This window comes from Enterobacter sp. 50793107, from assembly GCF_001463365.1.
GTDB lineage: Bacteria > Pseudomonadota > Gammaproteobacteria > Enterobacterales > Enterobacteriaceae > Enterobacter > Enterobacter cloacae.
Genome location: NZ_LNII01000067.1, coordinates 22,803 through 46,613 on the forward strand (window position 1 = coordinate 22,803; position 23,811 = coordinate 46,613).

21 protein-coding genes and 1 pseudogene are annotated in these 23,811 nt (G+C 56.3%); 15 read left to right on the forward strand and 7 right to left on the reverse strand.

Features of this window, described 5'->3' with window-relative positions; genetic code table 11:
- Window positions 1–18: 18 nt before the first annotated feature.
- Both pdxJ and acpS read left to right on the forward strand, forming a co-directional pair.
- Complete coding sequence (pdxJ, locus tag APU11_RS09020; RefSeq protein WP_013098315.1) at window positions 19–750, forward strand: pyridoxine 5'-phosphate synthase; 732 nt, start codon at window positions 19–21, stop codon at window positions 748–750.
- Window positions 750–1,130 carry a holo-ACP synthase gene (acpS, locus tag APU11_RS09025; RefSeq protein WP_013098314.1) on the forward strand — a complete coding sequence of 127 codons (381 nt, stop codon included), beginning with the start codon at window positions 750–752 and terminating at the stop codon, window positions 1,128–1,130. Before pdxJ ends, acpS begins: the two co-directional genes overlap by 1 nt.
- On the opposite strand, the gene APU11_RS09030 is transcribed toward acpS, so the two are convergent.
- Both APU11_RS09030 and APU11_RS09035 read right to left on the reverse strand, forming a co-directional pair.
- Window positions 1,127–1,387 carry a YfhL family 4Fe-4S dicluster ferredoxin gene (locus APU11_RS09030; protein WP_020690052.1) on the reverse strand — a complete coding sequence of 87 codons (261 nt, stop codon included), beginning with the start codon at window positions 1,385–1,387 and terminating at the stop codon, window positions 1,127–1,129. The genes acpS and APU11_RS09030 overlap by 4 nt on opposite strands.
- 56 nt (window positions 1,388–1,443) lie before the next feature.
- The gene (locus APU11_RS09035) at window positions 1,444–2,292 is read right to left on the reverse strand and encodes a MurR/RpiR family transcriptional regulator (protein ID WP_013098313.1); all 849 of its coding nucleotides are present in this window, start codon (window positions 2,290–2,292) and stop codon (window positions 1,444–1,446) included.
- Window positions 2,293–2,410: 118 nt separating this feature from the next.
- On the opposite strand from APU11_RS09035, the gene murQ reads away from it, so the two are divergent.
- The 4 genes from murQ to tadA are packed head-to-tail and all read left to right on the forward strand — an operon-like array spanning window position 2,411 to window position 5,882.
- A complete protein-coding gene (gene murQ, locus APU11_RS09040; RefSeq protein ID WP_057071611.1) occupies window positions 2,411–3,304 on the forward strand; it encodes an N-acetylmuramic acid 6-phosphate etherase in 894 nt (297 codons plus the stop codon).
- Between the two features lie 13 nt (window positions 3,305–3,317).
- Window positions 3,318–4,679 carry a PTS transporter subunit EIIC gene (locus APU11_RS09045; protein WP_058650755.1) on the forward strand — a complete coding sequence of 454 codons (1,362 nt, stop codon included), beginning with the start codon at window positions 3,318–3,320 and terminating at the stop codon, window positions 4,677–4,679.
- Window positions 4,680–4,682: 3 nt separating this feature from the next.
- Entirely contained in the window at window positions 4,683–5,318 is a 636-nt protein-coding gene (gene yfhb, locus APU11_RS09050; protein WP_013098310.1) for a phosphatidylglycerophosphatase C, read from the forward strand.
- 24 nt (window positions 5,319–5,342) lie between these two features.
- Window positions 5,343–5,882 (forward strand): tRNA adenosine(34) deaminase TadA, encoded by a 540-nt coding sequence (gene tadA / locus APU11_RS09055; protein ID WP_038420406.1) that lies wholly within the window; start codon window positions 5,343–5,345, stop codon window positions 5,880–5,882.
- Here tadA and mltF read toward each other — a convergent pair.
- The gene (gene mltF, locus APU11_RS09060) at window positions 5,770–7,320 is read right to left on the reverse strand and encodes a membrane-bound lytic murein transglycosylase MltF (RefSeq protein ID WP_013098308.1); all 1,551 of its coding nucleotides are present in this window, start codon (window positions 7,318–7,320) and stop codon (window positions 5,770–5,772) included. The two genes, tadA and mltF, sit on opposite strands and share 113 nt — an antisense overlap.
- 267 nt (window positions 7,321–7,587) lie before the next feature.
- Between mltF and purL the strand changes: the two genes are divergently transcribed.
- The 5 genes from purL to glnB all read left to right on the forward strand — a co-directional run bounded on the left by purL (window position 7,588) and on the right by glnB (window position 15,914).
- Entirely contained in the window at window positions 7,588–11,475 is a 3,888-nt protein-coding gene (gene purL / locus APU11_RS09065; RefSeq protein ID WP_038985701.1) for a phosphoribosylformylglycinamidine synthase, read from the forward strand.
- 529 nt (window positions 11,476–12,004) lie between these two features.
- Window positions 12,005–13,432, forward strand: a complete 1,428-nt coding sequence (gene qseE, locus APU11_RS09070) for a two component system sensor histidine kinase QseE/GlrK (RefSeq protein WP_029882227.1) — start codon at window positions 12,005–12,007, stop codon at window positions 13,430–13,432.
- Window position 13,433: 1 nt separating this feature from the next.
- The gene (gene qseG / locus APU11_RS09075; RefSeq protein WP_058650754.1) at window positions 13,434–14,171 is read left to right on the forward strand and encodes a two-component system QseEF-associated lipoprotein QseG; all 738 of its coding nucleotides are present in this window, start codon (window positions 13,434–13,436) and stop codon (window positions 14,169–14,171) included.
- Window positions 14,158–15,495 carry a two-component system response regulator GlrR gene (gene glrR / locus APU11_RS09080; protein WP_013098304.1) on the forward strand — a complete coding sequence of 446 codons (1,338 nt, stop codon included), beginning with the start codon at window positions 14,158–14,160 and terminating at the stop codon, window positions 15,493–15,495. Before qseG ends, glrR begins: the two co-directional genes overlap by 14 nt.
- 80 nt (window positions 15,496–15,575) lie before the next feature.
- The gene (glnB, locus tag APU11_RS09085) at window positions 15,576–15,914 is read left to right on the forward strand and encodes a nitrogen regulatory protein P-II (protein WP_003860685.1); all 339 of its coding nucleotides are present in this window, start codon (window positions 15,576–15,578) and stop codon (window positions 15,912–15,914) included.
- 81 nt (window positions 15,915–15,995) lie between these two features.
- On the opposite strand, the gene hmpA is transcribed toward glnB, so the two are convergent.
- Window positions 15,996–17,186 (reverse strand): NO-inducible flavohemoprotein, encoded by a 1,191-nt coding sequence (gene hmpA / locus APU11_RS09090; RefSeq protein WP_058650753.1) that lies wholly within the window; start codon window positions 17,184–17,186, stop codon window positions 15,996–15,998.
- Between the two features lie 303 nt (window positions 17,187–17,489).
- Here hmpA and glyA point away from each other — a divergent pair, with 303 nt between their 5' ends.
- On the forward strand, window positions 17,490–18,743 hold the full coding sequence (gene glyA / locus APU11_RS09095) for a serine hydroxymethyltransferase (protein WP_058650752.1): 1,254 nt from the start codon (window positions 17,490–17,492) through the stop codon (window positions 18,741–18,743).
- Window positions 18,744–18,796: 53 nt separating this feature from the next.
- Here glyA and APU11_RS09100 read toward each other — a convergent pair whose 3' ends face one another.
- Window positions 18,797–19,219: a DoxX family protein gene (locus APU11_RS09100; RefSeq protein ID WP_013098301.1), complete on the reverse strand. Its 423-nt coding sequence runs from the start codon at window positions 19,217–19,219 to the stop codon at window positions 18,797–18,799.
- A 172-nt stretch (window positions 19,220–19,391) separates the two neighbouring features.
- On the opposite strand from APU11_RS09100, the gene APU11_RS09105 reads away from it, so the two are divergent.
- Complete coding sequence (locus tag APU11_RS09105) at window positions 19,392–20,531, forward strand: 3-phenylpropionate MFS transporter (RefSeq protein ID WP_013098300.1); 1,140 nt, start codon at window positions 19,392–19,394, stop codon at window positions 20,529–20,531.
- Here APU11_RS09105 and csiE read toward each other — a convergent pair whose 3' ends face one another.
- On the reverse strand, window positions 20,532–21,809 hold the full coding sequence (gene csiE / locus APU11_RS09110) for a stationary phase inducible protein CsiE (RefSeq protein ID WP_038420396.1): 1,278 nt from the start codon (window positions 21,807–21,809) through the stop codon (window positions 20,532–20,534).
- A gap of 125 nt (window positions 21,810–21,934) precedes the next feature.
- Here csiE and APU11_RS09115 point away from each other — a divergent pair, with 125 nt between their 5' ends.
- Window positions 21,935–22,573: a DUF1007 family protein gene (locus tag APU11_RS09115; RefSeq protein ID WP_023620117.1), complete on the forward strand. Its 639-nt coding sequence runs from the start codon at window positions 21,935–21,937 to the stop codon at window positions 22,571–22,573.
- Window positions 22,564–23,544: a nickel/cobalt transporter gene (locus tag APU11_RS09120; protein WP_038420394.1), complete on the forward strand. Its 981-nt coding sequence runs from the start codon at window positions 22,564–22,566 to the stop codon at window positions 23,542–23,544. The genes APU11_RS09115 and APU11_RS09120 overlap by 10 nt, the downstream gene beginning before the upstream one ends.
- A gap of 67 nt (window positions 23,545–23,611) precedes the next feature.
- Here APU11_RS09120 and APU11_RS28665 read toward each other — a convergent pair.
- Window positions 23,612–23,811: pseudogene (locus tag APU11_RS28665) on the reverse strand (IS4 family transposase); the annotation flags it as partial.

The window sequence follows — 23,811 nt, forward strand, 5'->3', positions numbered from 1 at the left end:
AAAATACCGAGGATTGTCATGGCTGAATTACTGTTAGGCGTCAACATCGATCACATCGCCACGCTGCGTAATGCTCGTGGTACGGCTTATCCCGATCCGGTTCAGGCGGCGTTTATCGCTGAGCAGGCTGGCGCCGATGGCATTACCGTTCATCTGCGCGAAGACCGCCGCCACATCACTGACCGTGACGTGCGTATTCTGCGACAGACGCTGGATACCAGGATGAACCTGGAGATGGCGGTCACGGAAGAGATGCTGACGATTGCCTGTGACACCAAACCGCATTTCTGCTGCCTGGTACCGGAAAAGCGTCAGGAAGTGACCACCGAAGGCGGTCTGGACGTGGCGGGGCAGCGTGACAAAATGCGCGATGCCTGCAAACGCCTGGCGGACGCGGGTATCCTGGTTTCTCTGTTCATTGACGCTGATGCGGAGCAGATCAAAGCGGCGGCTGACGTGGGCGCGCCGTATATTGAAATTCACACCGGCTGCTACGCCGATGCCAAAAACGATGCCGAGCAGGCTAAAGAGCTGGAGCGTATCGCGAAAGCGGCTACTTACGCCGCGAGCCTGGGTCTGAAGGTTAACGCAGGGCATGGGCTGACCTACCACAACGTTAAAGCTATCGCCGCCCTGCCGGAAATGCATGAGCTGAACATCGGCCACGCCATTATTGGCCGTGCGGTGATGAGTGGCCTGAAAGAGGCGGTTTCAGAAATGAAACGCCTGATGCTGGAAGCGCGTCAGTAATGGCTATTCTGGGCTTAGGTACCGACATCGTCGAGATAGCCCGCATTGAAGCGGTGATCGCCCGTAGTGGCGATCGCCTGGCAAGGCGCGTGCTGAGCGATAACGAATGGGCCATCTGGGAAGCGCATCAGCAGCCGGTACGTTTCCTGGCCAAGCGCTTTGCCGTTAAAGAGGCAGCGGCCAAAGCCTTTGGCACCGGTATTCGTAACGGTCTGGCGTTTAACCAGTTTGAAGTGTTTAACGATGAGCTGGGTAAGCCGCGCCTGCGTTTATGGGGCGAGGCCTTGAAGCTGGCAGAGAAACTCGGCGTGGCGCACATGCACGTGACAATCGCGGATGAACGGCACTATGCCAGCGCAACGGTGATTATCGAGAGTTAAAGTTTGTCCGCGTGATGCATCAGGACAAACTTATCCCACAGCTGCTCTTCGCTTTCGACGTGTGCCGGATCCTTCAGGATGGTATTGGGGATCGGGCACACCTTCTGGCAGGTCGGCGTTTCATAGTGGCCAATGCACTCGGTGCAACGGTCAGTGTTAATCTCATAAATGCTGTCGCCCATCGAAATGGCCTGGTTAGGGCATTCCGGTTCGCACATATCGCAGTTGATGCATTTTTTGGTGATTAACAGCGCCATCAGGAAATTCTCAGAAACAACACAAACAGGGCGGGCATTATACGCTCATTCGTTGTTCAAACCAGTTTTTTTACCAGCTCTTCGCTGTGACGAATTCGCTCAGGCGCATGCTCCAGATCCTGCTGCACCAGCGCCATAAACAGCAGATCCGTCAGCATCATTTGCGCGCTGGTGGACGAAATAGCCGCGCTGCGCGTGGCCTGCTCCTCGGCAATGGTATACAAGCAGCGCGTTGCCCGCTGCTGCAGTGCATTGGGCGTAAAACCGGTAATAGCCAGAATTTTACCACCCACACGCAGGGCCTCGTCGGTGGCCATGTTGATTTCACGGCGTTCCCCGGTATAGGAGATCGCCAGCAGCAGATCGTCAGGATCCATGGCCTGCACTGTCGCCAGCAGGGCATGCATATCCTGTTCGACGATGGCGTTATACCCGATTTTCGTCAGCTTCCAGCCAAAATTACGCGCCACCAGCCCGGACGCGCCGATGCCGGTCAAAATGATCCGTCGTGCCGCACGCAGCATGGCCACGCTTTCCAGTAATTTTTCTTCAGTGTTTACATCGAGAGTGGCGTGCATGGCCGCGACGTTCTCTTTGATCAACTTCTCGCCCACCAGACGCATGGGATCATCGCCACGGATCTGATTATGCACCGGCATGGATTGCGGATTGGGGTTACTCACCAGGGCTTCGCTGATTGCCAGTTTCAGGGCCGGGAAGCCCTTAAAGCCAATCTTCTGGGCAAACTTCACCACGCTGGACTGGCTCACACCCGCTTCACTTGCCAGCTGCTGAGAGCTGAGATGGCGGGCATGGTCGGGCTGAGAAAGCAAAAAATCCGCCAGCTTTTTGTCGCTTTGAGCAAAGCCTGCATAACGCTGGCGAATGCGAATTAAACAGTTCATACGTTCTCCTGGCGAAAATGTGATTGTCTGCGCAAATACGAATTTTGCTCGCCTGAATGAATTTTATATTCCATTATAGTGCGATTATTATGAATTAAAAATTCCAGAGGTAAAAAAGATGAATCTTGGCTCACTTGTATCAGAAACGCGTAACCCGCAAACCATGGATCTGGATGCTCTTTCCACCCTTGAGCTGGTTAACCGTTTTAATCAACAGGATACGCTGGTCGCACTGGCAGTGAAAGAGACATTACCAGAGGTGGCGAAGGCCGTCGATGCTGCGGCACAGGCGCTCATGGCGGGGGGCCGCATTATTTATATGGGTGCCGGAACCAGCGGACGACTCGGCGTGCTGGATGCCTCTGAATGTCCGCCTACGTTCGGCGTTCCGCACGGGCTGGTGGTCGGTCTCATTGCCGGTGGGCCTGGCGCACTGCTGAAGGCGGTAGAAGGGGCGGAAGACAACAAACAGCTCGGTGAAGATGACCTGAAAGGGCTTAACCTCAATGCAAACGATCTGGTGGTCGGGCTGGCCGCTTCCGGGCGCACACCTTACGTCATTGGTGGCCTGGAATATGCCAATCAGACGGGCTGCACTACCGTGGCTATCTCCTGTAATCCAGGCTCGCCCATTGCGCAGGTGGCCCACATCGCTATTTCGCCGGTCGTCGGGCCCGAAGCGCTCACCGGCTCCACGCGCCTTAAATCCGGGACCGCGCAAAAACTGGTGCTCAATATGATCTCCACCGGCGCGATGGTGAAGTTCGGCAAGGTGTATCAGAACCTGATGGTGGATATGCAGGCCACCAACGTCAAGCTGGTGGACCGGGCCTGTCGCATGGTGATGGAAGCGACCGGTGCGAGCCGCGAAGAGGCGGAAGCCGTACTCCAACAAACCGATCACGATGTTAAACCGGCCATTCTGATGATCCTGAGCGGGCTGGATGCCGCCGCCGCGCGAGCCAGGCTTGCCGAGCATAATGGATTCTTACGGGCGGCATTAGAAAACTAACACAGAGGCGTGTATGGAAAAAACAGCAGCGCTCGCCAGCCATATTTTGCAGGGGATCGGCGGAGAGAAGAACATTCAGCGTCTGGAAAACTGCATGACGCGTGTGCGCGTCGAGGTGCATGACGACGACCAGCTTGATATCGCGCACCTTAAGCAGCTTCCTGGCGTCAGCGGGTACGTAAAGCAGGGGCAGCAGCATCAGCTGATCGTCGGGCCGGGAAAAGCGGCGCAGGTCGTTGATGCCATGCGCGCATTGATGGGCGGAGGGGCGGCCGCGCCGGTTGACGATGCCGAGCGCACCAAAGCGCAGGCGAAGGCCAAATACAAAGCCCCCATGAGCGATGCGCTGCGACAGCTGGCAAACGTCTTTATTCCACTTATTCCGGCGTTTATTGCCTCCGGGTTGATCACCGGGATCATCAATATCCTCAAGCGGCCGGATATTGTCGGCGATTTTGCCACGCACTATCCGAACCTGCTCGGCATTCTGGGGATCTTTGGTAGCGCTGTCTTCGCCATCATGAACATTCTGGTTGGGGTTAACACCGCCAAAGTGTTTGGCGGCTCAATGGCGATGGGCGGGGTGATGGCCGGTATTCTCTCCAGCCCGCAGCTTGCGCAGATAACCCTGTTTGGCGAGGCTCTCCAGCCCGGGCGCGGCGGGGTGATTGCGGTGCTGTTGGTGGTCATCCTGATGTGCTGGATTGAGAAAAAGCTGCGCGCCGCTCTGCCCGGTTCCATTGAGCTGATCCTCAATCCGCTGCTTACCACGCTTATCACCGGCTGTGTGGCGATTGTGGCCCTGCAGCCGCTGGGCGGCTGGATCTCTGAGGTGATTGCCCACGGCGCTTCTCTGGCTATCGATCGCGGCGGGTTATTAGTGGGCGCTGTGCTGTCAGGGACCTTCCTGCCGCTGGTGCTGACCGGGCTGCATCAGGGGCTGGTGCCGATCCACGTCGAGCTGGTGCAGGCTCATGGTTATAACGCGCTACTGCCCATTCTGTCGATGGCGGGGGTAGGTCAGGTTGGTGCGGCGATTGCCGTGCTGCTGAAAACCCGTAACGCGCGCCTGAAAAAAGTGATTAAAGGGGCGCTACCGGTCGGATTGCTGGGCATTGGCGAGCCGCTGATTTTTGGTGTCACGCTGCCGCTCGGTAAGCCTTTCCTCGCGGCCTGTCTGGGCGGGGCGGTGGGCGGGGCGCTTATCAGCTACTGGAAAGTTGCCACTGTTATCACCTTTGGACTCTCCGGTTTACCGCTGGCGCTCACCATCGTGACCGGAAAAGTCATGCTCTATCTGTTAGGCTATCTGGTAGCGGTGATCGCCGGGTTCCTGTTTACCTGGCTGGCGGGATTCAACGACCCAGAGGAGTAAGGTTTGGCTAATCACGAGCGTCGTGTTGTCTTTTTCGACCTGGATGGAACGCTGCATCAGCAGGATATGTTTGGCACGTTTATGCGCTACCTGCTGCGGCGTCAGCCCCTGAACGCACTGCTCGTCTTACCTTTGTTACCCGTGATTGGCCTTGCGCTGCTGGTGAAAGGCCGGGCAGCGCGCTGGCCAATGAGCCTGCTGCTCTGGGGCTGTACCTTTGGCCACAGTGAAGCCCGGCTCAAACAGCTTGAGCAAGACTTTGCGCACTGGTTTCGCGATCATGTGACGGCGTTTCCGGTTGTGCAGGCACGGCTGACCAGCTACCTCGATGCGAACGACGCCGATATCTGGTTGATTACCGGCTCGCCGCAGTCGCTGGTAGAGCAGGTCTATTTTGATACGCCGTGGTTGCCGAGAGTGAACCTGATCGCCACGCAGATCTCTCGTGGTTACGGCGGGTGGGTATTGAGCATGCGCTGTCTGGGGCATGAAAAGGTGGCCCAGCTGGAGATGCGCATTGGCACGCCGCTGCGCCTGTACAGCGGTTACAGTGACAGTAAGCAGGACAACCCGCTGCTCTATTTTTGCCAGCACCGCTGGCGCGTCACGCCTGCGGGTGAACTTCAGCAACTCGAATAGTTTTATCCATAGCGGGTGTGTATAATGCCGCCCGCTTTTCGACTGGAGTATCAACCGTTGTCCAACCCTGAATTCTCACACGAATACTGGATGCGCCATGCGCTCACCCTTGCCCGGCGCGCCTGGGACGAGGGAGAAGTACCCGTGGGTGCGGTGCTTGTCCATAACAACCAGGTGATTGGAGAAGGGTGGAACCGCCCGATTGGTCGCCACGATCCTACCGCTCACGCAGAAATCATGGCGCTTCGTCAGGGTGGGCTGGTACTGCAAAACTACCGTCTGCTCGACACCACGCTGTACGTCACGCTTGAGCCATGCGTCATGTGTTCCGGCGCGATGGTGCACAGCCGTATCGGTACGCTGGTCTTTGGCGCGCGGGATGAAAAAACCGGTGCTGCGGGCTCGCTGATGGACGTACTTGGACACCCGGGAATGAACCATCAGGTGAAGACTATCGGTGGGGTGCTTGCACCAGAGTGTTCGGGGCTATTAAGTGATTTCTTTCGAATGCGCCGTCAGCAGAAAAAGCAACAAAAGGCAGAATTGAAGTCGTCGGGCGATTAATTTCGTCCGGTGCCACAACCGGATAGCTTTGCGCCAGCTGTTTCGCCTCTGTCGCCTCTTTTTCCTTCTCCAGCAGATACCCCACCAGGCTAATCTGATATTTACGAATATTTTCCACGTAGGCATAAGCCTCATGCCCGCGCGCATAGCCGTAGGTGAGCTTGTTGTACCACGGCTTCTGGCTCAGGAGCGGCAGACGCTGTTTTACGTCAGACCAGCTGTCGGGGTTGCCTTTTGTTTTTGCCGTCAGGGCCCGGGCGTCGAGCATGTGGGCATAGCCCATGTTGTAGGCGGCCAGCGCGAACCAGATACGCTCCTCTTCCGGCACCGTCTCGGGGACTTTGGCCATCATATCCTGCAGGTAGCGCGCGCCGCCGCTGATGCTCTGTTCCGCATCGGTACGGTCGGTCAGCCCGAGGCTCTGCGCGGTATTTTTCGTCAGCATCATCAGGCCGCGCACGCCGGTGGGGGAGGTGGCCTGGGTGTCCCAGTGGGACTCCTGATACGAGATAGCCGCCAGTAGTTTCCAGTCAATCTCCTGCGCATATTTTTCGAACAGAGGCTGCAGGTCAGGCAGGACGCTGTCTACCGCGCGCAGGAAGCTGCGGGTGTCAACGTAGTCAAAGTCATCACCATGGCCGAGGTACTTCTCTTCCAGGCGTGCCAGGGTGCCGTCTTCATTAATGGTGTTATAAAAATCGAGCATGGCCGCAGAGAGGGTCTGATCGTCATCAAGATGAGTAAACCAGGTCACGGGCTGTTCGTCCGTCACGTCCAGCGCCACGGCGATTTCAGGATGCACCCGCTGGAACAGGCTGATCGCCACGGAGTCGGCGATGGTGTAAGGCAATTTCTGATCTTTGACCTGGTCCAGCAGCTCCGTCGTGCCGAGTTTAGGGTCAACGGTCCAGCTCAGATCGGGGTATTTCTTCTCCTTCAGCTCACGCAGATCGTCAATCACCACATGGCCAGGGGCAATCGTCAGCTGTTGAGCGTTGATCGAGGCCAGCGTACGCGGGCGCAGGCTACCGACGCGATAGACCAGCTGCTGTGAAACGGAGTAATAGGTCGGGCCCGGCTGGTAATTCTTGCTGCGCTCGCTGTTGTACACCAGCCCGGCGGCGAGGATATCGGCATCGTTGTTATCCAGGTCATCAAACAGCTGGCTGATGTTCTGGCGCACGGTGATTTTGAGCTTCACGCCAAGGTAATCGGCAAACTGCTGAGCCAGCTCATAATCCAGACCGATGGTTTTGCCGTTGATGTCGCTGTAAATCAGCGGAGAGTTAAGCGTGCTGACACGCAACTCCCCCCGCTCCTGAATGGCGGCGATACGGTTTTCGGCTTTGCCGAACCATGGGATGGAAGGCCAGAGGGCCACTGCCAACAGCAACGTTACAATGCCGATGAGCAGATAATTAATCTTTAATTTTTTCAATTAGTTAATTCTCTGCGACGCCGGTTGCCTTAGTATGCTGTAGCCATGTTAAAAATAAGGTTTGCCATTGATTGAGCGGCATTTTGCGTAAAGTTACGCCACTTGGCAACAAATTAGAGAGAGAGGTCACATCTATTGTTAAACGACTCCGTCGATTTTATTTCGACGCAAACGGTTTCGTCGACGCTCAGGATTCTCTATAATGACGCCCGTTTTCCCCCCTTGCGCACACTGTAAGCGCCCCGGCGCTTCGAAGACGAGAGACTTATGATGGAAATTCTGCGTGGTTCGCCTGCACTGTCTGCCTTCCGTATTAACAAACTGCTGGCACGTTTTCAGGCAGCCGACCTTCCGGTAAGCAATATTTACGCTGAGTATGTCCATTTTGCTGACCTGAATGCCCCCCTGAATGCAGAGGAGCGCGTACAGCTGGAACGCCTGCTCAAGTATGGCCCAAGTCTGAGCAGCCATACCCCAACCGGTAAACTCATCCTTGCGACGCCTCGTCCAGGCACCATCTCCCCCTGGTCTTCCAAAGCGACTGACATCGCTCACAACTGTGGTCTGAACCAGATTAACCGTCTGGAACGCGGCGTGGCGTATTACGTTGAAGCCTCCACCCTGAGCGACGCCCAGTGGCAGGCGGTAGCCGCAGAGCTGCATGACCGCATGATGGAGAGCGTATTTGCTTCTCTGGATGATGCGCAGAAACTTTTCTCCCACCATCAGCCTGCGCCAGTACAGAGCGTGGATTTGCTGGGGCAGGGCCGTCAGGCGCTGATTGACGCTAACCTGCGTCTCGGCCTGGCACTGGCAGAAGATGAGATTGACTACCTGCAGGATGCGTTCGTTAAGCTGAACCGCAATCCAAACGACATCGAACTCTATATGTTCGCGCAGGCTAACTCTGAGCACTGCCGCCACAAGATTTTCAATGCCGACTGGATTATTGACGGTGAGCAGCAGCCGAAGTCGCTGTTCAAAATGATCAAAAACACCATGGAGAAAACCCCTGACCACGTGCTGTCTGCCTATAAAGACAACGCCGCGGTGATGGAAGGTTCCGAGGTGGGCCGCTTTTTCGCCGATCGCGAAGCGGGGCGCTATGACTTCCATCAGGAGCCGGCGCATATCCTGATGAAGGTAGAAACTCACAACCACCCAACGGCGATCTCTCCGTGGCCGGGTGCGGCAACCGGTTCCGGCGGTGAAATCCGTGACGAAGGGGCGACGGGCCGTGGTGCGAAACCAAAAGCGGGCCTGGTCGGTTTCTCTGTTTCCAACCTGCGTATCCCGGGCTTTGAACAGCCGTGGGAAGAAGATTTCGGCAAGCCAGAGCGCATCGTGACCGCGCTGGACATCATGACCGAAGGTCCACTGGGCGGCGCGGCATTCAACAACGAATTTGGTCGTCCTGCGCTGAACGGTTACTTCCGTACCTATGAAGAGAAAGTGGACAGCCACAACGGCGAAGAGCTGCGCGGCTACCACAAACCGATCATGCTGGCGGGTGGGATCGGCAACATTCGCGCCGATCACGTGCAGAAAGGTGAGATCGTCGTCGGTGCGAAGCTGATCGTCCTCGGTGGACCGGCGATGAACATCGGCCTGGGCGGCGGTGCGGCCTCTTCAATGACATCCGGTCAGTCTGACGCCGATCTCGACTTTGCCTCCGTTCAGCGCGACAACCCGGAAATGGAGCGTCGTTGCCAGGAAGTGATCGACCGCTGCTGGCAGCTGGGTGATGCAAACCCAATCCTCTTTATCCACGACGTTGGCGCGGGCGGCCTGTCCAACGCCATGCCGGAGCTGGTGAGTGACGGTGGTCGCGGTGGTCGTTTCAACCTGCGCGATATTCTGAGCGATGAGCCGGGCATGAGCCCGCTGGAGATCTGGTGTAACGAATCTCAGGAGCGTTATGTGCTGGCCGTCGCAGCCGATCAACTGCCGCTGTTTGACGAGCTGTGCCGCCGCGAGCGCGCGCCGTACGCGGTAATCGGTGAAGCGACCGAAGAGAAACACCTGACCCTGAGCGATACCCATTTCGACAACCAGCCAATCGACCTGCCGCTGGACGTGCTGCTCGGCAAAACGCCGAAGATGACCCGCGACGTGCAGACTCGCAAAGCGGCGGGCAACGCGCTGGATCGTCAGGGCATTACCGTAGCAGACGCGGTGAATCGCGTGCTGCACCTGCCTGCAGTGGCGGAGAAAACCTTCCTGGTCACCATCGGCGACCGTACCGTGACCGGTATGGTCTCGCGCGATCAGATGGTGGGGCCATGGCAGATCCCGGTGGCGAACTGCGCCGTGACCACTGCGAGCCTCGACAGCTACTACGGTGAAGCGATGGCGCTGGGCGAACGTACCCCGGTAGCGCTGCTGGACTTCGCGGCCTCTGCTCGTCTGGCCGTCGGTGAAGCACTGACCAACATCGCCGCGACCCAGATTGGCGATATCAAACGGATCAAACTGTCCGCGAACTGGATGGCCGCTGCTGGTCACCCGGGCGAAGACGCGGGCCTGTATGAAGCCGTTAAAGCGGTGGGTGAAGAGCTCTGTCCTGCGCTCGGCCTGACCATTCCAGTGGGTAAAGACTCCATGTCGATGAAAACCCGCTGGCAGGAAGGCAACGAGCAGCGCGAAATGACTTCGCCGCTGTCGCTGATCATCTCCGCGTTTGCCCGTGTGGAAGACGTGCGCCATACCGTGACCCCACAGCTCTCGACCGAAGACAACGCCCTGCTGCTGATTGACCTGGGTAAAGGTCACAACGCGCTGGGTGCCACCGCGCTGGCACAGGTTTACCGTCAGCTGGGTGATAAACCGGCGGACGTGCGTGATGTGGCACAGTTAAAAGGCTTCTACGACGCCATTCAGGCGCTGGTGGCGCAGCGTAAACTGCTGGCCTACCACGACCGTTCCGACGGCGGCCTGCTGGTGACCCTGGCGGAGATGGCCTTCACCGGACATTGCGGTGTTGAAGCGAACATCGCGACGCTTGGCGAAGATCGTCTGGCGGCACTGTTTAACGAAGAACTCGGCGCGGTGATTCAGGTGCGCGCGGCCGATCGTGACGCGGTTGAAGCCCTGCTGGCTCAGCACGGCCTGGCAGACTGCGTACACTACCTGGGTAAAGCCGTTCAGGGTGACCGTTTCGTCATTGAAGCGGATGGCCATGCGGTGTTCAGCGAAAGCCGCACCACGCTGCGTATGTGGTGGGCCGAAACCACCTGGCAGATGCAGCGCCTGCGTGATAACCCGGACTGTGCCGATCAGGAACACAACGCCAAGGCCAACGACAACGATCCTGGCCTGAACGTGAAGCTCTCCTTCGACATCAACGAAGACATCGCTGCACCGTACATTGCGACCGGCGCGCGTCCGAAAGTCGCCGTGCTGCGTGAGCAGGGCGTCAACTCCCACGTTGAGATGGCTGCGGCCTTCCACCGTGCGGGCTTTGATGCCATCGACGTTCATATGAGTGACCTGCTGGCAGGTCGCACCGGTCTGGAAGATTTCCATGCGCTGGTGGCGTGCGGCGGTTTCTCCTACGGTGACGTGCTGGGTGCCGGTGAAGGCTGGGCGAAGTCCATTCTCTTCAACAACCGCGTGCGCGATGAGTTCGAAAGCTTCTTCCATCGTCCGCAAACCCTGGCGCTTGGCGTGTGTAACGGCTGCCAGATGATGTCTAACCTGCGCGAGCTGATCCCGGGCAGTGAAGCGTGGCCACGCTTTGTGCGTAACCAGTCCGACCGCTTTGAAGCACGTTTCAGCCTGGTCGAAGTGACTCAAAGCCCGTCTCTGCTGCTGCAGGGAATGGTAGGGTCGCAGATGCCAATCGCCGTTTCTCACGGTGAAGGTCAGGTAGAAGTGCGTGATGCCGCCCATCTGGCTCAGCTTGAGAGCAAAGGCCTGGTGGCGCTGCGCTTTGTTGATAACTTCGGCAAGGTGACGGAAACCTATCCGGCTAACCCGAACGGCTCGGTGAACGGGATCACGGCGGTCACCAGCGAAAGCGGCCGTGCGACCATCATGATGCCACACCCTGAGCGCGTGTTCCGCACCGTGAGCAACTCCTGGCACCCGGAAAACTGGGGCGAGGACAGCCCGTGGATGCGTATCTTCCGCAACGCACGGAAACAGTTGGGTTAATCGGTATTGCCCTTTAAAGCCCGGTACGTGAAAGCGCTACCGGGCTTTTTTATGTGTGTCGCAATTTCGCGACAGACCCGTAATGCCACTGTCTCCAAAAGGAGACATTTAACTCTTTGATTTATATATGACAGGGGCGGTTCCCGTTAAGGTGTTGCTGATTAGCGACACTTAGCCTGGAAATCATTCAGCGAGCAATTAACGGTGGAAACCCATAAATTATATAAATATCAATGCGATAATATATTTATTTGCATTCTGGCACATCTATTGCATAATATTAATCAGTGGCTCATTCACCTTCTTATGTCAGCCCCTTCGGGACGTGCTACATAAACTTCGAATGACGCACAAAAAGGTGCCTGCCGTCCAACTACTGATCATAGCGTTGCTTTATCAGGACAGGGCGAAACGTCGAGTTAGGCACCGCCTCATTCCATGACAAAGCCGGGTTTTTACCCGGCTTTGTTGTATCTGAAGGGCAGACTCAGTTACGCTCTCCTCAAACCCATTCAAAGAGAGTAATGCGTTGAAACGCTGGCCCGTTTTCCCCCGTTCCCTGCGTCAACTCGTAATGATGGCCTTTTTGCTGATCCTGCTGCCTTTACTGATTCTGGCCTGGCAGGCGTGGCAAAGCCTGAACGCGCTCAGTGCTCAGGCGGCACTGACTAACCGCACGACGCTCATTGACGCCAGACGCAGTGAGGCGATGACCAACGCCGCGCTGGAGATGGAGCGTAGCTATCGTCAGTATTGCGTGCTTGACGATCGCACGCTGGAAAAGGTCTATCAGAATCAGCGTAAACGCTATAGCGAGATGCTGGATGCGCATGCCGGCGTGTTGCCGGACGATAAGCTCTACCAGGCATTACGTCAGGATTTGAACGATCTGGCCCAGCTGCAGTGTAAGAACAGTGGCCCTGATGCCGCCGCAGCCGCGCGCCTTGAAGCCTTTGCCAATGCCAATGCTGAGATGGTGCAGTCTACCCGTGCGGTGATTTTCTCTCGCGGCCAGCAGCTACAGCAGGAGATTGCCGAACGCGGTCAGTTCTTTGGCTGGCAGGCGCTGGTGCTGTTCCTGGTCAGCCTCGCGCTGGTGTTACTTTTTACCCGAATGATCATCGGCCCGGTGAAGGGCATCCAGCGGATGATCAATCGTCTGGGGGAGGGGAAATCACTGGGCGATACGGTGGCCTTTAAAGGCCCGCGCGAGTTGCGTTCCGTGGGGCAGCGGATCATCTGGCTTTCGGAGCGCCTGTCGTGGCTGGAATCCCAGCGTCATCAGTTTTTACGTCATATTTCCCATGAGCTTAAAACGCCGCTGGCCAGCATGCGCGAAGGCACGGAATTGCTGGCAGACGAAGTGGCGGGGCCGCTGACGGTGGAGCAGAAAGAGATTGTTGAGATCCTCGACGCCAGCAGCCGCAATCTGCAGAAATTAATTGAGCAACTGCTCGATTACAACCGCAAGCTGGCGGATGGAGCGGTCGTCCTTGAAAATGTCGAGATTGAGCCGCTGGTGGATATGGTGATCTCTGCCCACAGCTTGCCTGCAAGAGCTAAAATGATGCATACCGGGGTGACGCTTAATGAGCCAACCTGCCTGGCTGAACCGATGTTATTGATGAGCGTTCTGGATAATCTTTATTCCAATGCGGTGCACTATGGTACTGAATCCGGTAACATTTATATCCGAAGCTATACGAATGGTTCACGGGTCTTTATTGATGTCGCCAACACCGGCACCCCGATCCCCGATGACGAAAGAGAGATGATATTTGAACCCTTCTTCCAGGGAAGTCATCAGCGAAAAGGTGCGGTTAAAGGAAGTGGTCTGGGGTTAAGTATCGCCCGGGACTGTATACGACGCATGCAGGGGGAGCTAAACATTGTCACGGATGAACGTTCCGATGTTTGCTTCCGTATCGAACTGCCCCTGAGCCGGAAAAACCAATAAAATGAAGCAATGTCTGGTGAGTATGTCACACGTCTTTTTCCGCGCCATACGCGCGGTGTTTTCCCGTAAAACGTTGCGCCTGAGCCTGCCTTGTTTATTGCTGGCGGGGTGTGTTTCCCATGTGCCAAAAAGTGCCATTAGCGATAAACAGGAAGATAAATGGCCAGAGAATCAGCTGGCAGATTTTCTCTCAACCCGCTGCGACGACATCTGGAACCTGTCGGGGCATGACGTCGAAACCAATCCTCTGTTCTGGCTACGCGGAATAGACTGCGCGCAGCGTCTGGCTCCGGTTGAAGCCCGCTCAAAAGCGGCGATGCTGGACGACGATACCTGGCAGGACGCCTTCAAGCGCGGAATATTGCTTGGAGATGCCAAAATTACCCCTGTCGAACGACGCACGAACGTCACGCGGCTTGACACCTTTGTCGCAACGCTTCCCGCTCAGGTACGCCCGATTTACCAGCTCTGGCGCGATGGGCAGACATTACAACTTCAGCTGTCTGAAGAGCGCTCCCGTTACAGCAAGCTGCAACAGTCAACCGACAGCGAGCTGGATACCCTGCGTCAACAGCAACAACATTTGCGTACGCAACTGGATACCACGACCCGTAAGCTGGAGAACCTGACCGATATCGAAAGACAGCTCTCGTCGCGTAAATATCAGCCTGGGAGTTCATCCGCTGTACCGGACAGCGATACACCGAAACAAGAGGATGTGAAGCATGACGAGCCGTAAACCTGCCCATCTCCTGCTGGTGGATGACGATCCCGGTTTGCTCAAGCTGTTGGGAATGCGTCTGGTCAGTGAAGGCTACAGCGTCGTGACGGCTGAAAGCGGGCTGGAGGGGCTCAAAATTCTCGCCCGGGAGAAAATTGACCTGGTGATAAGCGACCTGCGGATGGATGAAATGGATGGCCTGCAGCTGTTCGCAGAGATTCAGAAGCAGCAGCCGGGCATGCCGGTGATTATCCTGACGGCGCACGGCTCGATCCCGGATGCTGTCGCGGCGACACAGCAGGGGGTTTTCAGCTTCCTGACCAAGCCGGTGGACAAAGACGCGCTGTATAAGGCCATCGACAGTGCGCTGGAACATGCTGCCCCGTCGAGCGATGAGGCGTGGCGGGAGCCGATTGTCACGCGTAGCCCCATCATGCTGCGTCTGCTGGAACAGGCCCGGATGGTGGCGCAGTCTGACGTCAGCGTCCTGATTAACGGGCAGAGCGGCACCGGGAAAGAGATCCTGGCGCAGGCCATCCATAATGCCAGCCCGCGCAGCAAAAACGCCTTTATTGCCATTAACTGCGGCGCACTGCCTGAACAACTGCTCGAATCTGAACTGTTCGGCCACGCCCGCGGTGCGTTCACCGGTGCAGTCAGCAGTCGGGAAGGCCTATTCCAGGCGGCGGAAGGCGGTACGCTTTTCCTGGACGAGATTGGCGACATGCCTGCGCCGCTGCAGGTCAAATTACTGCGCGTGCTGCAGGAGCGAAAAGTGCGCCCGTTGGGCAGCAACCGCGATATCGACATTAACGTGCGCATCATCTCCGCCACGCACCGTGATTTACCAAAGGTAATGGCGCGCAATGAGTTTCGTGAAGATCTTTACTACCGCCTGAACGTCGTGAACCTGAAAATTCCGGCGCTGGCCGAACGTGCGGAAGATATCCCCTTGCTGGCGAATCACCTGCTGCGCCAGTCTGCGGATCGCCACAAACCGTTTGTGCGGGCGTTTTCCACCGATGCGATGAAGCGGCTGATGGCCGCAAGCTGGCCGGGAAACGTACGTCAGCTGGTTAACGTGATAGAGCAGTGCGTGGCGCTGACGTCGTCACCTGTCATCAGTGACGCGCTGGTGGAGCAGGCGCTGGAAGGCGAGAACACGGCACTGCCGACGTTTGCCGAAGCGCGTAACCAGTTCGAGCTAAACTATCTGCGTAAGCTGTTGCAGATCACCAAAGGTAACGTGACCCACGCGGCACGCATGGCCGGACGCAACCGCACCGAGTTCTATAAGCTGCTGTCACGCCATGAGCTGGAAGCCAACGATTTTAAAGAGTAGTACCGCAAACTTCGAATGAATATGATACTGTGAGCAATCGATTACGACGCAGCTTACAGGCAAGAGTTTAAGGACCCACCATGAAAAAGATTGATGCGATTATTAAACCTTTCAAACTGGATGATGTACGTGAAGCGCTGGCGGAAGTGGGCATCACCGGTATGACCGTGACCGAGGTGAAAGGTTTTGGTCGTCAGAAGGGCCACACCGAGCTTTACCGTGGTGCAGAGTACATGGTGGACTTTCTGCCGAAAGTGAAAATTGAAATCGTGGTAAGCGACGATATTGTCGATACCTGTGTGGATACCATTATTCGTACGGCGCAAACGGGTAAAATTGGCGACGGTAAAATCTTCGTCTTTGACGTGGCGCGCGTCATCCGTATCCGTACCGGCGAAGAAGACGACGCTGCGATTTAACATTGCCAGCGGTTTTGCAGGCCGGGTCAGGCGTAGCCGCCACCCGGCAAAAAAAGCCCCTTGAACGAGGGGCTTTTTGTATTACAGCACTTTATGCGGTCCAAAACATTCGTAATGGATGTTGTCTTTATTGACGCCCAGCTCAACCAGCTGCTTCGCGGCAAACTGCATAAACGCCACCGGACCGCAGACGTAGAACTGCATCTCCGGCGCGCTGAACGCACCTTCATGCTGGCGTAAATCCATCAACCCTTCGCTGTCAAAGCGGGCCGCTGTACGATCGGCATCCGTTGGCAGACGATACCAGGTGTGCGCGGTGAAACGCGGCAGGATAGCACCCAGCGTTTTCACCTCATCAGCAAAGGCGTGCACATCCCCGTTTTCAGCGGCGTGGAACCAATTAACCTGCGCGCTGTGGCTGGATTTCGCCAGCGTGTCCAGCATCGCCAGCATTGGCGTTTGACCCACACCCGCAGAGATCAGCGTCACCGGAGTATTTGCCTCAACGGTCATAAAGAAATCGCCCGCCGGCGCAGCCAGATGAACCACGTCGCCCACGCTGGCTTCGTTATGCAGCCAGCTGGAAACCTGGCCGCCGTCCTCGCGTTTCACCGCAATACGGTAGCCTTTGCCGTTTGGCTTACGGGTGAGGGAGTACTGGCGGATCTCCTGATGCGGGAAACCTTCAGGCTTCAGCCAGACGCCGAGATACTGCCCCGGCTGATAATCGGCAACGGGTTGACCATCCACCGGCTCGAACTCAAAACTGGTAATCAGCGCGCTACGCGGCGTTTTCTCAACAATGCGGAAGGCACGGGTCCCTTCCCAGCCACCGTTCTTGCTGGCGTTTTCGCTGTAGATCTGCGCTTCTCGGTTGATAAAGACGTTTGCCAGCACGCCGTAAGCTTTGCCCCAGGCGTCCAGTACCTCCTGGCCCGGGCTGAACATCTCGTCCAGCGTCGCCAGCAGGTGACCGCCCACAATGTTGTACTGCTCGGGTTTGATCTGGAAACTGGTATGCTTCTGCGCGATTTTCTCCACCGCAGGCAGCAGGGCTGGCAGATTTTCAATGTTGCTGGCGTAGGCCGCGATGGCATTGAAAAGTGCTTCCCGCTGATCGCCGTTACGCTGGTTACTCATGTTGAAAATCTCTTTCAACTCCGGGTTGTGCGCGAACATGCGGTCGTAGAAATGAGCGGTGAGCTTAGGGCCTGTCTCCACCAGCAGGGGAATGGTGGCTTTAACGGTAGCGATGGTTTGAGCGTCGAGCATGAGCGCGTCCTTCTGATGTGAACTTAATGATGTATTTTAAATGCATCTTATAAAAATAACCCTGTGATGTAAATGGTTCTTTGCAAGATGAAATATATGCATCACAAACCTGAAAAGAAATCCGTTGAAAATGACGAGGGCTTTATTCCTCAAACCCTTGCGTGGCGTGAAGGAAAACGTTTGCGTAAAATCGTTTGTCAAGACCTGTTATCACAGAACTATTCAGTTATACTGTTGCCCGTCGTCCAACAGGACTGCCTTTTCAGGCCAAATTTTACTTGTTAGCTGAGTCAGGAGATGCGGATGTTAAAGCGTGAAATGAACATTGCCGATTATGATGCCGAACTGTGGCAGGCTATGGAGCAGGAAAAAGTACGTCAGGAAGAGCACATCGAACTGATCGCCTCCGAGAACTACACCAGCCCGCGCGTCATGCAGGCGCAGGGTTCTCAGCTGACCAACAAATATGCTGAAGGTTATCCGGGCAAGCGCTACTACGGCGGTTGCGAGTACGTTGATATCGTTGAGCAACTGGCGATTGACCGTGCGAAAGAACTCTTTGGCGCTGACTACGCTAACGTCCAGCCGCACTCCGGCTCTCAGGCAAACTTCGCGGTCTACACCGCGCTGCTGCAGCCGGGCGATACCGTTCTGGGTATGAACTTGGCGCAGGGCGGTCACCTGACTCACGGCTCCCCGGTAAACTTCTCTGGCAAACTGTACAACATCATCCCTTACGGTATTGATGAGTCAGGCAAAATTGACTACGAAGACATGGCGAAGCAGGCTAAAGAGCACAAGCCGAAGATGATCATCGGTGGTTTCTCTGCTTACTCCGGTATCGTTGACTGGGCAAAAATGCGTGAAATCGCAGACAGCATCGGTGCTTACCTGTTCGTGGATATGGCGCACGTTGCCGGTCTTATCGCCGCGGGCGTTTACCCGAACCCGGTTCCTCATGCGCACGTTGTGACCACCACCACGCACAAAACCCTGGCGGGTCCACGCGGTGGCCTGATCCTGGCGAAAGGTGGCGATGAAGAGCTGTACAAAAAACTGAACTCCGCTGTGTTCCCAAGCGCACAGGGCGGCCCGCTGATGCACGTGATCGCGGCAAAAGCCGTCGCGCTGAAAGAAGCGATGGAGCCAGAGTTCAAAGTCTACCAGCAGCAGGTTGCCAAAAACGCCAAAGCGATGGTGGAAGTGTTCCTGGACCGTGGTTACAAAGTGGTGTCCGGCGGTACTGAAAACCACCTGTTCCTGCTGGATCTGGTTGATAAGAACCTGACCGGTAAAGAAGCTGACGCCGCCCTGGGCCGCGCCAACATCACCGTGAACAAAAACAGCGTACCAAACGATCCGAAGAGTCCGTTCGTGACCTCCGGTATCCGTATCGGTTCTCCGGCTGTTACTCGCCGCGGTTTCAAAGAAGCGGAAGTGAAAGAGCTGGCTGGCTGGATGTGTGACGTTCTGGACAACATCAATGACGAAGCGGTTATTGAGCGCGTAAAAGCGAAAGTTCTGGATATCTGCGCACGCTTCCCGGTATACGCATAATTCTTCTGCTTAGCAGAAATAAAAAGGCCGCGTTTGCGGCCTTTTTTTATGTCTTAACGTCGGTCGAGGGATATTGCTCCCGGTCCCACAATGGCCAGCAGGATAAATGCGCCAGCAATACTGACATTCTTGTAGAAATTAATCATATTCGGCACAACCGCATCCCCGGTCATGTCCCAGTAATGGTGACCAATAACTGCCGTGCCCAGCGTGTAGAACACAAACAGCACGGCGAGAGGTCGGGTGAAAAAGCCCAGCACGATCAGGATGGCGGCAGGGACTTCCATCACCACGGCGATAATGGCCGCCAGCATGGGCATTGGCGCGCCAAGCGACGTCATATATTGTACGGTGCCGTTAAACCCCGTCAGTTTTGGATAGCCGAAGATAATAAAGAGTACGACAAGCGCGATACGGGCAATCAACAACAACAGGTGGCGTGACTGACCGAAATCGAAATAGCGAAGTGAGTTCATGGCAGAAAACCTCTGCAAGTGGAGTAATTTAAACGTAATACACATTTTCGTTCCCTGCCATAAGCCAGACGACTGCACTGAATGTTAATTTTTCGTTAATTTATAGCAGGCTATCTACTTGCTTAATTTTTATATTCTCGCCAGACTATGGCCTCCATTTCGGGAGGGATTCATGGTCTTGCATTCCACGCGCTGGCTGGCGCTCAGCTATTTCACCTATTTCTTTAGTTACGGTATTTTTCTGCCTTTCTGGAGCGTCTGGCTCAAGGGAATTGGCCTTACTCCGGAAACCATCGGTGTCCTGCTGGGGGCGGGGCTGGTGGCGCGTTTCCTTGGCAGCCTGCTGATTGCACCGCGCGTCAGCGATCCCTCCTTACTCATCAAAGCGGTGCGTATTCTTGCCTTGTTAACGCTGGTCTTTGTGGCCTGCTTCTGGGTCAGCCATCAGTTTGCCTGGCTGATGGTGGTGATGGTCGGCTTTAACCTGTTCTTCTCCCCGCTGGTTCCCCTGACGGACGCCCTGGCAAACACCTGGCAAAAGCAGATCACCATGGACTACGGTCGCGTGCGCCTGTGGGGCTCCATTGCGTTTGTGATTGGCTCTGCGCTGGTGGGGAAACTGGTCAGTCTTTACGATTACCGCGCCATTCTGGCACTGCTAAGCATCGGTATCGCCTCGATGTTGCTGGGCATGCTGCTGCGACCGTCAGTCATGCCGCAAGGCGAAAGTCGCCATCAGGAAAGCGCAGGCTGGCCCGCCTGGCGAAGCCTGGTGGCGCAAAGCTGGCGTTTTCTGGCCTGCGTCTGCCTGCTTCAGGGGGCGCACGCGGCGTATTACGGCTTCAGCGCCATTTACTGGCAGGGCGCCGGTTACTCTGCCTCTGCCGTGGGCTACCTGTGGTCGCTTGGCGTGGTGGCCGAAGTGATTATCTTTGCGCTCAGCAAGAAACTGTTCCGCCGCTTCGGCGCGCGCGACCTGCTGCTGCTCTCCGCCGTGTGTGGCGTGGCGCGGTGGGGCATTATGGGCTGGACGACCGAACTGCCCTGGCTGATCGTGGCGCAAATTCTGCACTGCGGCACCTTTACCGTCTGCCATCTGGCGGCCATGCGCTATATCGCCGCGCGTGAAGGCGGGGATGTGATTCGCTTGCAGGCGGTCTATTCTGCGGTGGCGATGGGCGGCAGCATTGCCGTGATGACGGTCTTTGCGGGCTTCCTGTATCAACATCTGGGACACGGCGTGTTCTGGGTAATGGCACTGGTCGCGCTACCGGCGATGTTTATTCGCCCGAAAGTGGCCGCGCGCGCCTGACTACGATTCCAGCATGGCGCGAATATGTTCTTGCTGCTGTGCGTTCAGCGATTCCACGGCGTGGATCAGCGGCGGCGAGAACAGGGGCAGGGCGGTGGGGTAAGGAGTAATAACCAGCGCCGCTTCGCGCGGAGCCCCCTCTTTCTGAAAAGCCTGCAGCGTCAGATAACGAATATTGAGCGGCAGCAACGTTAGTTCGCGCAGCTGCTGTTCAATCACCTCTTCACAGGATTTGTCCTCTCCGGTTAATAACACCACCTGTTTTTCGTGCAGATCGGTCTCCTGCATCAGCCAGGCACCAAAAATCACCGCCACCAGACTCATCTCTTCATCAGAAAAACGCAGGCCAAACTCCACCTCCAGCTCAAACAACGCCTCCTTGGTGGTGCGTAACAGACGGGGGTAAAGGCGATGGATCTCTTCTGGCAGGCTGTTGTCGATGCCGATCTCAAACAGCGACCGGTCCAGCGCCTGTGCCAGATGAACGTAGAGCTGATCGGTCAGCCCTTGTTCATCGCTGAAGTTCATTCCTGTCTGGGCGCGAAAACGGGCAATCATCCGCACGATGGCCCGGCGCAGACGCTGATCCTGCTGATGTTTATCGAGCACCGGATCGGGCGTGCGCAGCATCATAAACAGCAGCGCGAGGAACAGTTGTTCGTCGCTGTGGGTGCCCTGCGGCACGCGGCGTTTCCAGTGACGCACAATTTCCTGCGCCGTAAAGTATTCCCCTCGCGACTGTGTCCAGTTGCGCTGAACGGGGGAAAACTGCGGCGTATTGCCCAGGTGATGCTGGATCAAACAATACTGCAAGAAGAGCTGTAAAAATTGCACGTCACGGCAGTCAAAGGGGCGCTGTAGCTTTCGGGAACAGAAGCTGATCAACGCCCGCAGATTCGTATCGTCATAAAGCGGACGCGCGATGCCCTGCTGTTTAAGCGCGGTTTTAAGCGCCGGGGTAAACTGTTGCGAAACAAAATGTGGGCACAGGCGGAGCGCCCTGCGCAGCCAGTGCAGCAGACATAAACGCTGATTCAGGACCGTGCCTTCAATCCGGTAGCTGCCGTCATGGTGCGTGACAATGTCCAGCCGGTGATAGCGCTGGATTTCATCGCGCGTCTCGGCTATATCTTGCCGTGCCATGGCGTCGTCCACGCCGTTGGTTGCGATTATGCTCTGTGCGGTGACGGCAGCATCGGGCAGGTAAAGCATCAAAAGCACCTGGCAGCGGCGCTGCGAACTGGAAAGCACAGATGGAATTTCAAGCGTTGTCATCATCTGTTGGGTATCCAGTGTGAATGTCTGGTAAGAATAGCTAAAGGATCGACGCTGAAAAGCGTACCGGCAGCCCTTTCACTCAGGATTGCTGGCGAACATCACAGAATTTTTGACGTGAGGAATTGATGCAAACAGTTAAACACAGCGCGATGGCGTTATTTTTGGCGGTTATCACTTTCACCGCCGGCGCGCATCCTCACAGTTTTATCAGTCTCAAAACCGAGCTGGTGACTGACGGAACCCAGTTGAGCGGCCTGAAAATGCGCTGGACGATGGATGAAATCACCTCGGCCGATCTCCTGTATGACGCGGGAAACGCAAAGCCAGGCGATGAGATCTGGAAAAAGCTGGCGGCGGAGGTCATGGCCAACGTGCTGGGACAGCACTACTTCACCGAGTTCTGGCATAACGGACAAAAGGTGAAGTTTATGAATCGCCCTACGGAGTACGGCATGTCGCGCGACGGTCATCAGGCGGTGCTGACGTTTGTTCTCCCGCTGGCGCATCCTCAGCCGCTGGCAGGACAGACGTATACCTTTTCCACCTTCGACCCCACCTATTACGTCGATATGAGCTATGCGAAGGAGAGTGACGTGACGCTACCGACTACCCTGCAAAAATCCTGCAAACTCGCTGTTCATACGCCAAAACCCAGCGAAGAGACGCTCAACTTCGCCGTCTCTCTGGATAAAGAGGATGCCCCTCCTGAAGATATGGAACTGGGTAAACAGTTTGCACAGCAGGTGACGTTACAATGTCAGTGATCGCCTCTTCCGCCCGCAAACCACGTCGCTGGCTTCATCTCTGGCCGCTGGCGCTCTTTTTATTGTTGGCCGTGTGCGGCGCGCTGTGGTTATGGCAGGCCTGGCCGCAGGTTATGATGAAAAGCATTCTCTGGCAGCGTGACGTTAACCAGCAGATGAGTGGGCTACTCAAGGCGGTGGCGGATAACCCAACAAAAGCAGGTGGTTCCCTGCTGGCATTCAGTTTTGTCTACGGGGTGCTGCATGCGCTGGGGCCGGGGCACGGCAAGATTGTGATCACTACCTGGCTTGCCACGCATCCCTCGAAGCTGAAATCGAGCATCGGTCTGACACTGGCCTCTTCGCTGCTGCAGGGCGGCGTCGCTATCGGGCTGGTAGTGGTCGTCCTCTCGCTGTTACAGCTTCCCGCTCGTCAGCTGCACCTGAGCAGTTTCTGGCTGGAGAAGGGAAGTTATGCGCTGGTGGGCGTGCTGGGGGTGATCCTCTGCTGGCGGGCGCTGAAAAAACTGCGCGTACTGCTGCAAAAGCCAACCTTCAAATCCTTTACGCCACATCATGTCCATGATGCCCACTGCGGCTGCGGACATCAGCATCTGCCTACGCAGGCGCAGTTGCAGAGCGGCGACGACTGGCGTGCGCGGGTGATGATTGTTCTTTCAATGGGGATGCGACCATGTTCAGGCGCGATCATGGTGCTGCTGTTCAGCAAAGTGATTGGCGTATTCGGCTGGGGCATGCTCTCTGCGCTGGCTATGGCGGCAGGAACGTCCCTGACCATATCGTCACTGGCATTACTGGTTCACAGCTTCCGTCAACTGGCGGTAAAACTCAGCGGCAATAAGACGCCGGTGCTGTGGCGACAGGTTGGCTGGACGACGCTCGCGCTGGCGGGCGGGGTGATTCTGCTGGTAGCGGCGGTGACAATGTGGATGAGTGCGGTGCCGGTGGGAAGGGGATTACGGCCGTTTTAGTAGGGTGCGGTCTGATGCCCTCACCCTGACCCTCTCCCACAGGGCTGAGGGATCCCCAGTAATATGGTCATGCCACCATGACCATATTACTGTACTCTTTTCCCAGCTTTTTCATCTCGTTAACTATATTCAGGCGTCTCACTTTCCCGGGCTCATGCCGGATGACTTCTTCTGCCAGACTCAGGTATGACAGAACCCGTCTGTGCCTGATGCTGCTTGCCTGATAGTGCCAGTGTAAACACTGCCTTTCTGCCCTGTAACCTGCCA

Bases quoted from the DNA above. Each gene is read 5' to 3' on its own strand.
- APU11_RS09035 (WP_013098313.1), bottom strand. From the start codon at position 2,292: ATGAACTGTTTAATTCGCATTCGCCAGCGTTATGCAGGCTTTGCTCAA.
- APU11_RS09105 (WP_013098300.1), top strand. From the start codon at position 19,392: ATGGTCTTGCATTCCACGCGCTGGCTGGCGCTCAGCTATTTCACCTAT.
- glyA (WP_058650752.1), top strand. From the start codon at position 17,490: ATGTTAAAGCGTGAAATGAACATTGCCGATTATGATGCCGAACTGTGG.
- hmpA (WP_058650753.1), bottom strand. From the start codon at position 17,186: ATGCTCGACGCTCAAACCATCGCTACCGTTAAAGCCACCATTCCCCTG.
- purL (WP_038985701.1), top strand. From the start codon at position 7,588: ATGATGGAAATTCTGCGTGGTTCGCCTGCACTGTCTGCCTTCCGTATT.
- qseG (WP_058650754.1), top strand. From the start codon at position 13,434: ATGAAGCAATGTCTGGTGAGTATGTCACACGTCTTTTTCCGCGCCATA.
- glrR (WP_013098304.1), top strand. From the start codon at position 14,158: ATGACGAGCCGTAAACCTGCCCATCTCCTGCTGGTGGATGACGATCCC.
- glnB (WP_003860685.1), top strand. From the start codon at position 15,576: ATGAAAAAGATTGATGCGATTATTAAACCTTTCAAACTGGATGATGTA.
- APU11_RS09115 (WP_023620117.1), top strand. From the start codon at position 21,935: ATGCAAACAGTTAAACACAGCGCGATGGCGTTATTTTTGGCGGTTATC.
- APU11_RS09120 (WP_038420394.1), top strand. From the start codon at position 22,564: ATGTCAGTGATCGCCTCTTCCGCCCGCAAACCACGTCGCTGGCTTCAT.
- acpS (WP_013098314.1), top strand. From the start codon at position 750: ATGGCTATTCTGGGCTTAGGTACCGACATCGTCGAGATAGCCCGCATT.
- murQ (WP_057071611.1), top strand. From the start codon at position 2,411: ATGAATCTTGGCTCACTTGTATCAGAAACGCGTAACCCGCAAACCATG.
- pdxJ (WP_013098315.1), top strand. From the start codon at position 19: ATGGCTGAATTACTGTTAGGCGTCAACATCGATCACATCGCCACGCTG.
- APU11_RS09100 (WP_013098301.1), bottom strand. From the start codon at position 19,219: ATGAACTCACTTCGCTATTTCGATTTCGGTCAGTCACGCCACCTGTTG.
- APU11_RS09030 (WP_020690052.1), bottom strand. From the start codon at position 1,387: ATGGCGCTGTTAATCACCAAAAAATGCATCAACTGCGATATGTGCGAA.
- APU11_RS09045 (WP_058650755.1), top strand. From the start codon at position 3,318: ATGGAAAAAACAGCAGCGCTCGCCAGCCATATTTTGCAGGGGATCGGC.
- csiE (WP_038420396.1), bottom strand. From the start codon at position 21,809: ATGATGACAACGCTTGAAATTCCATCTGTGCTTTCCAGTTCGCAGCGC.
- tadA (WP_038420406.1), top strand. From the start codon at position 5,343: ATGCCGCCCGCTTTTCGACTGGAGTATCAACCGTTGTCCAACCCTGAA.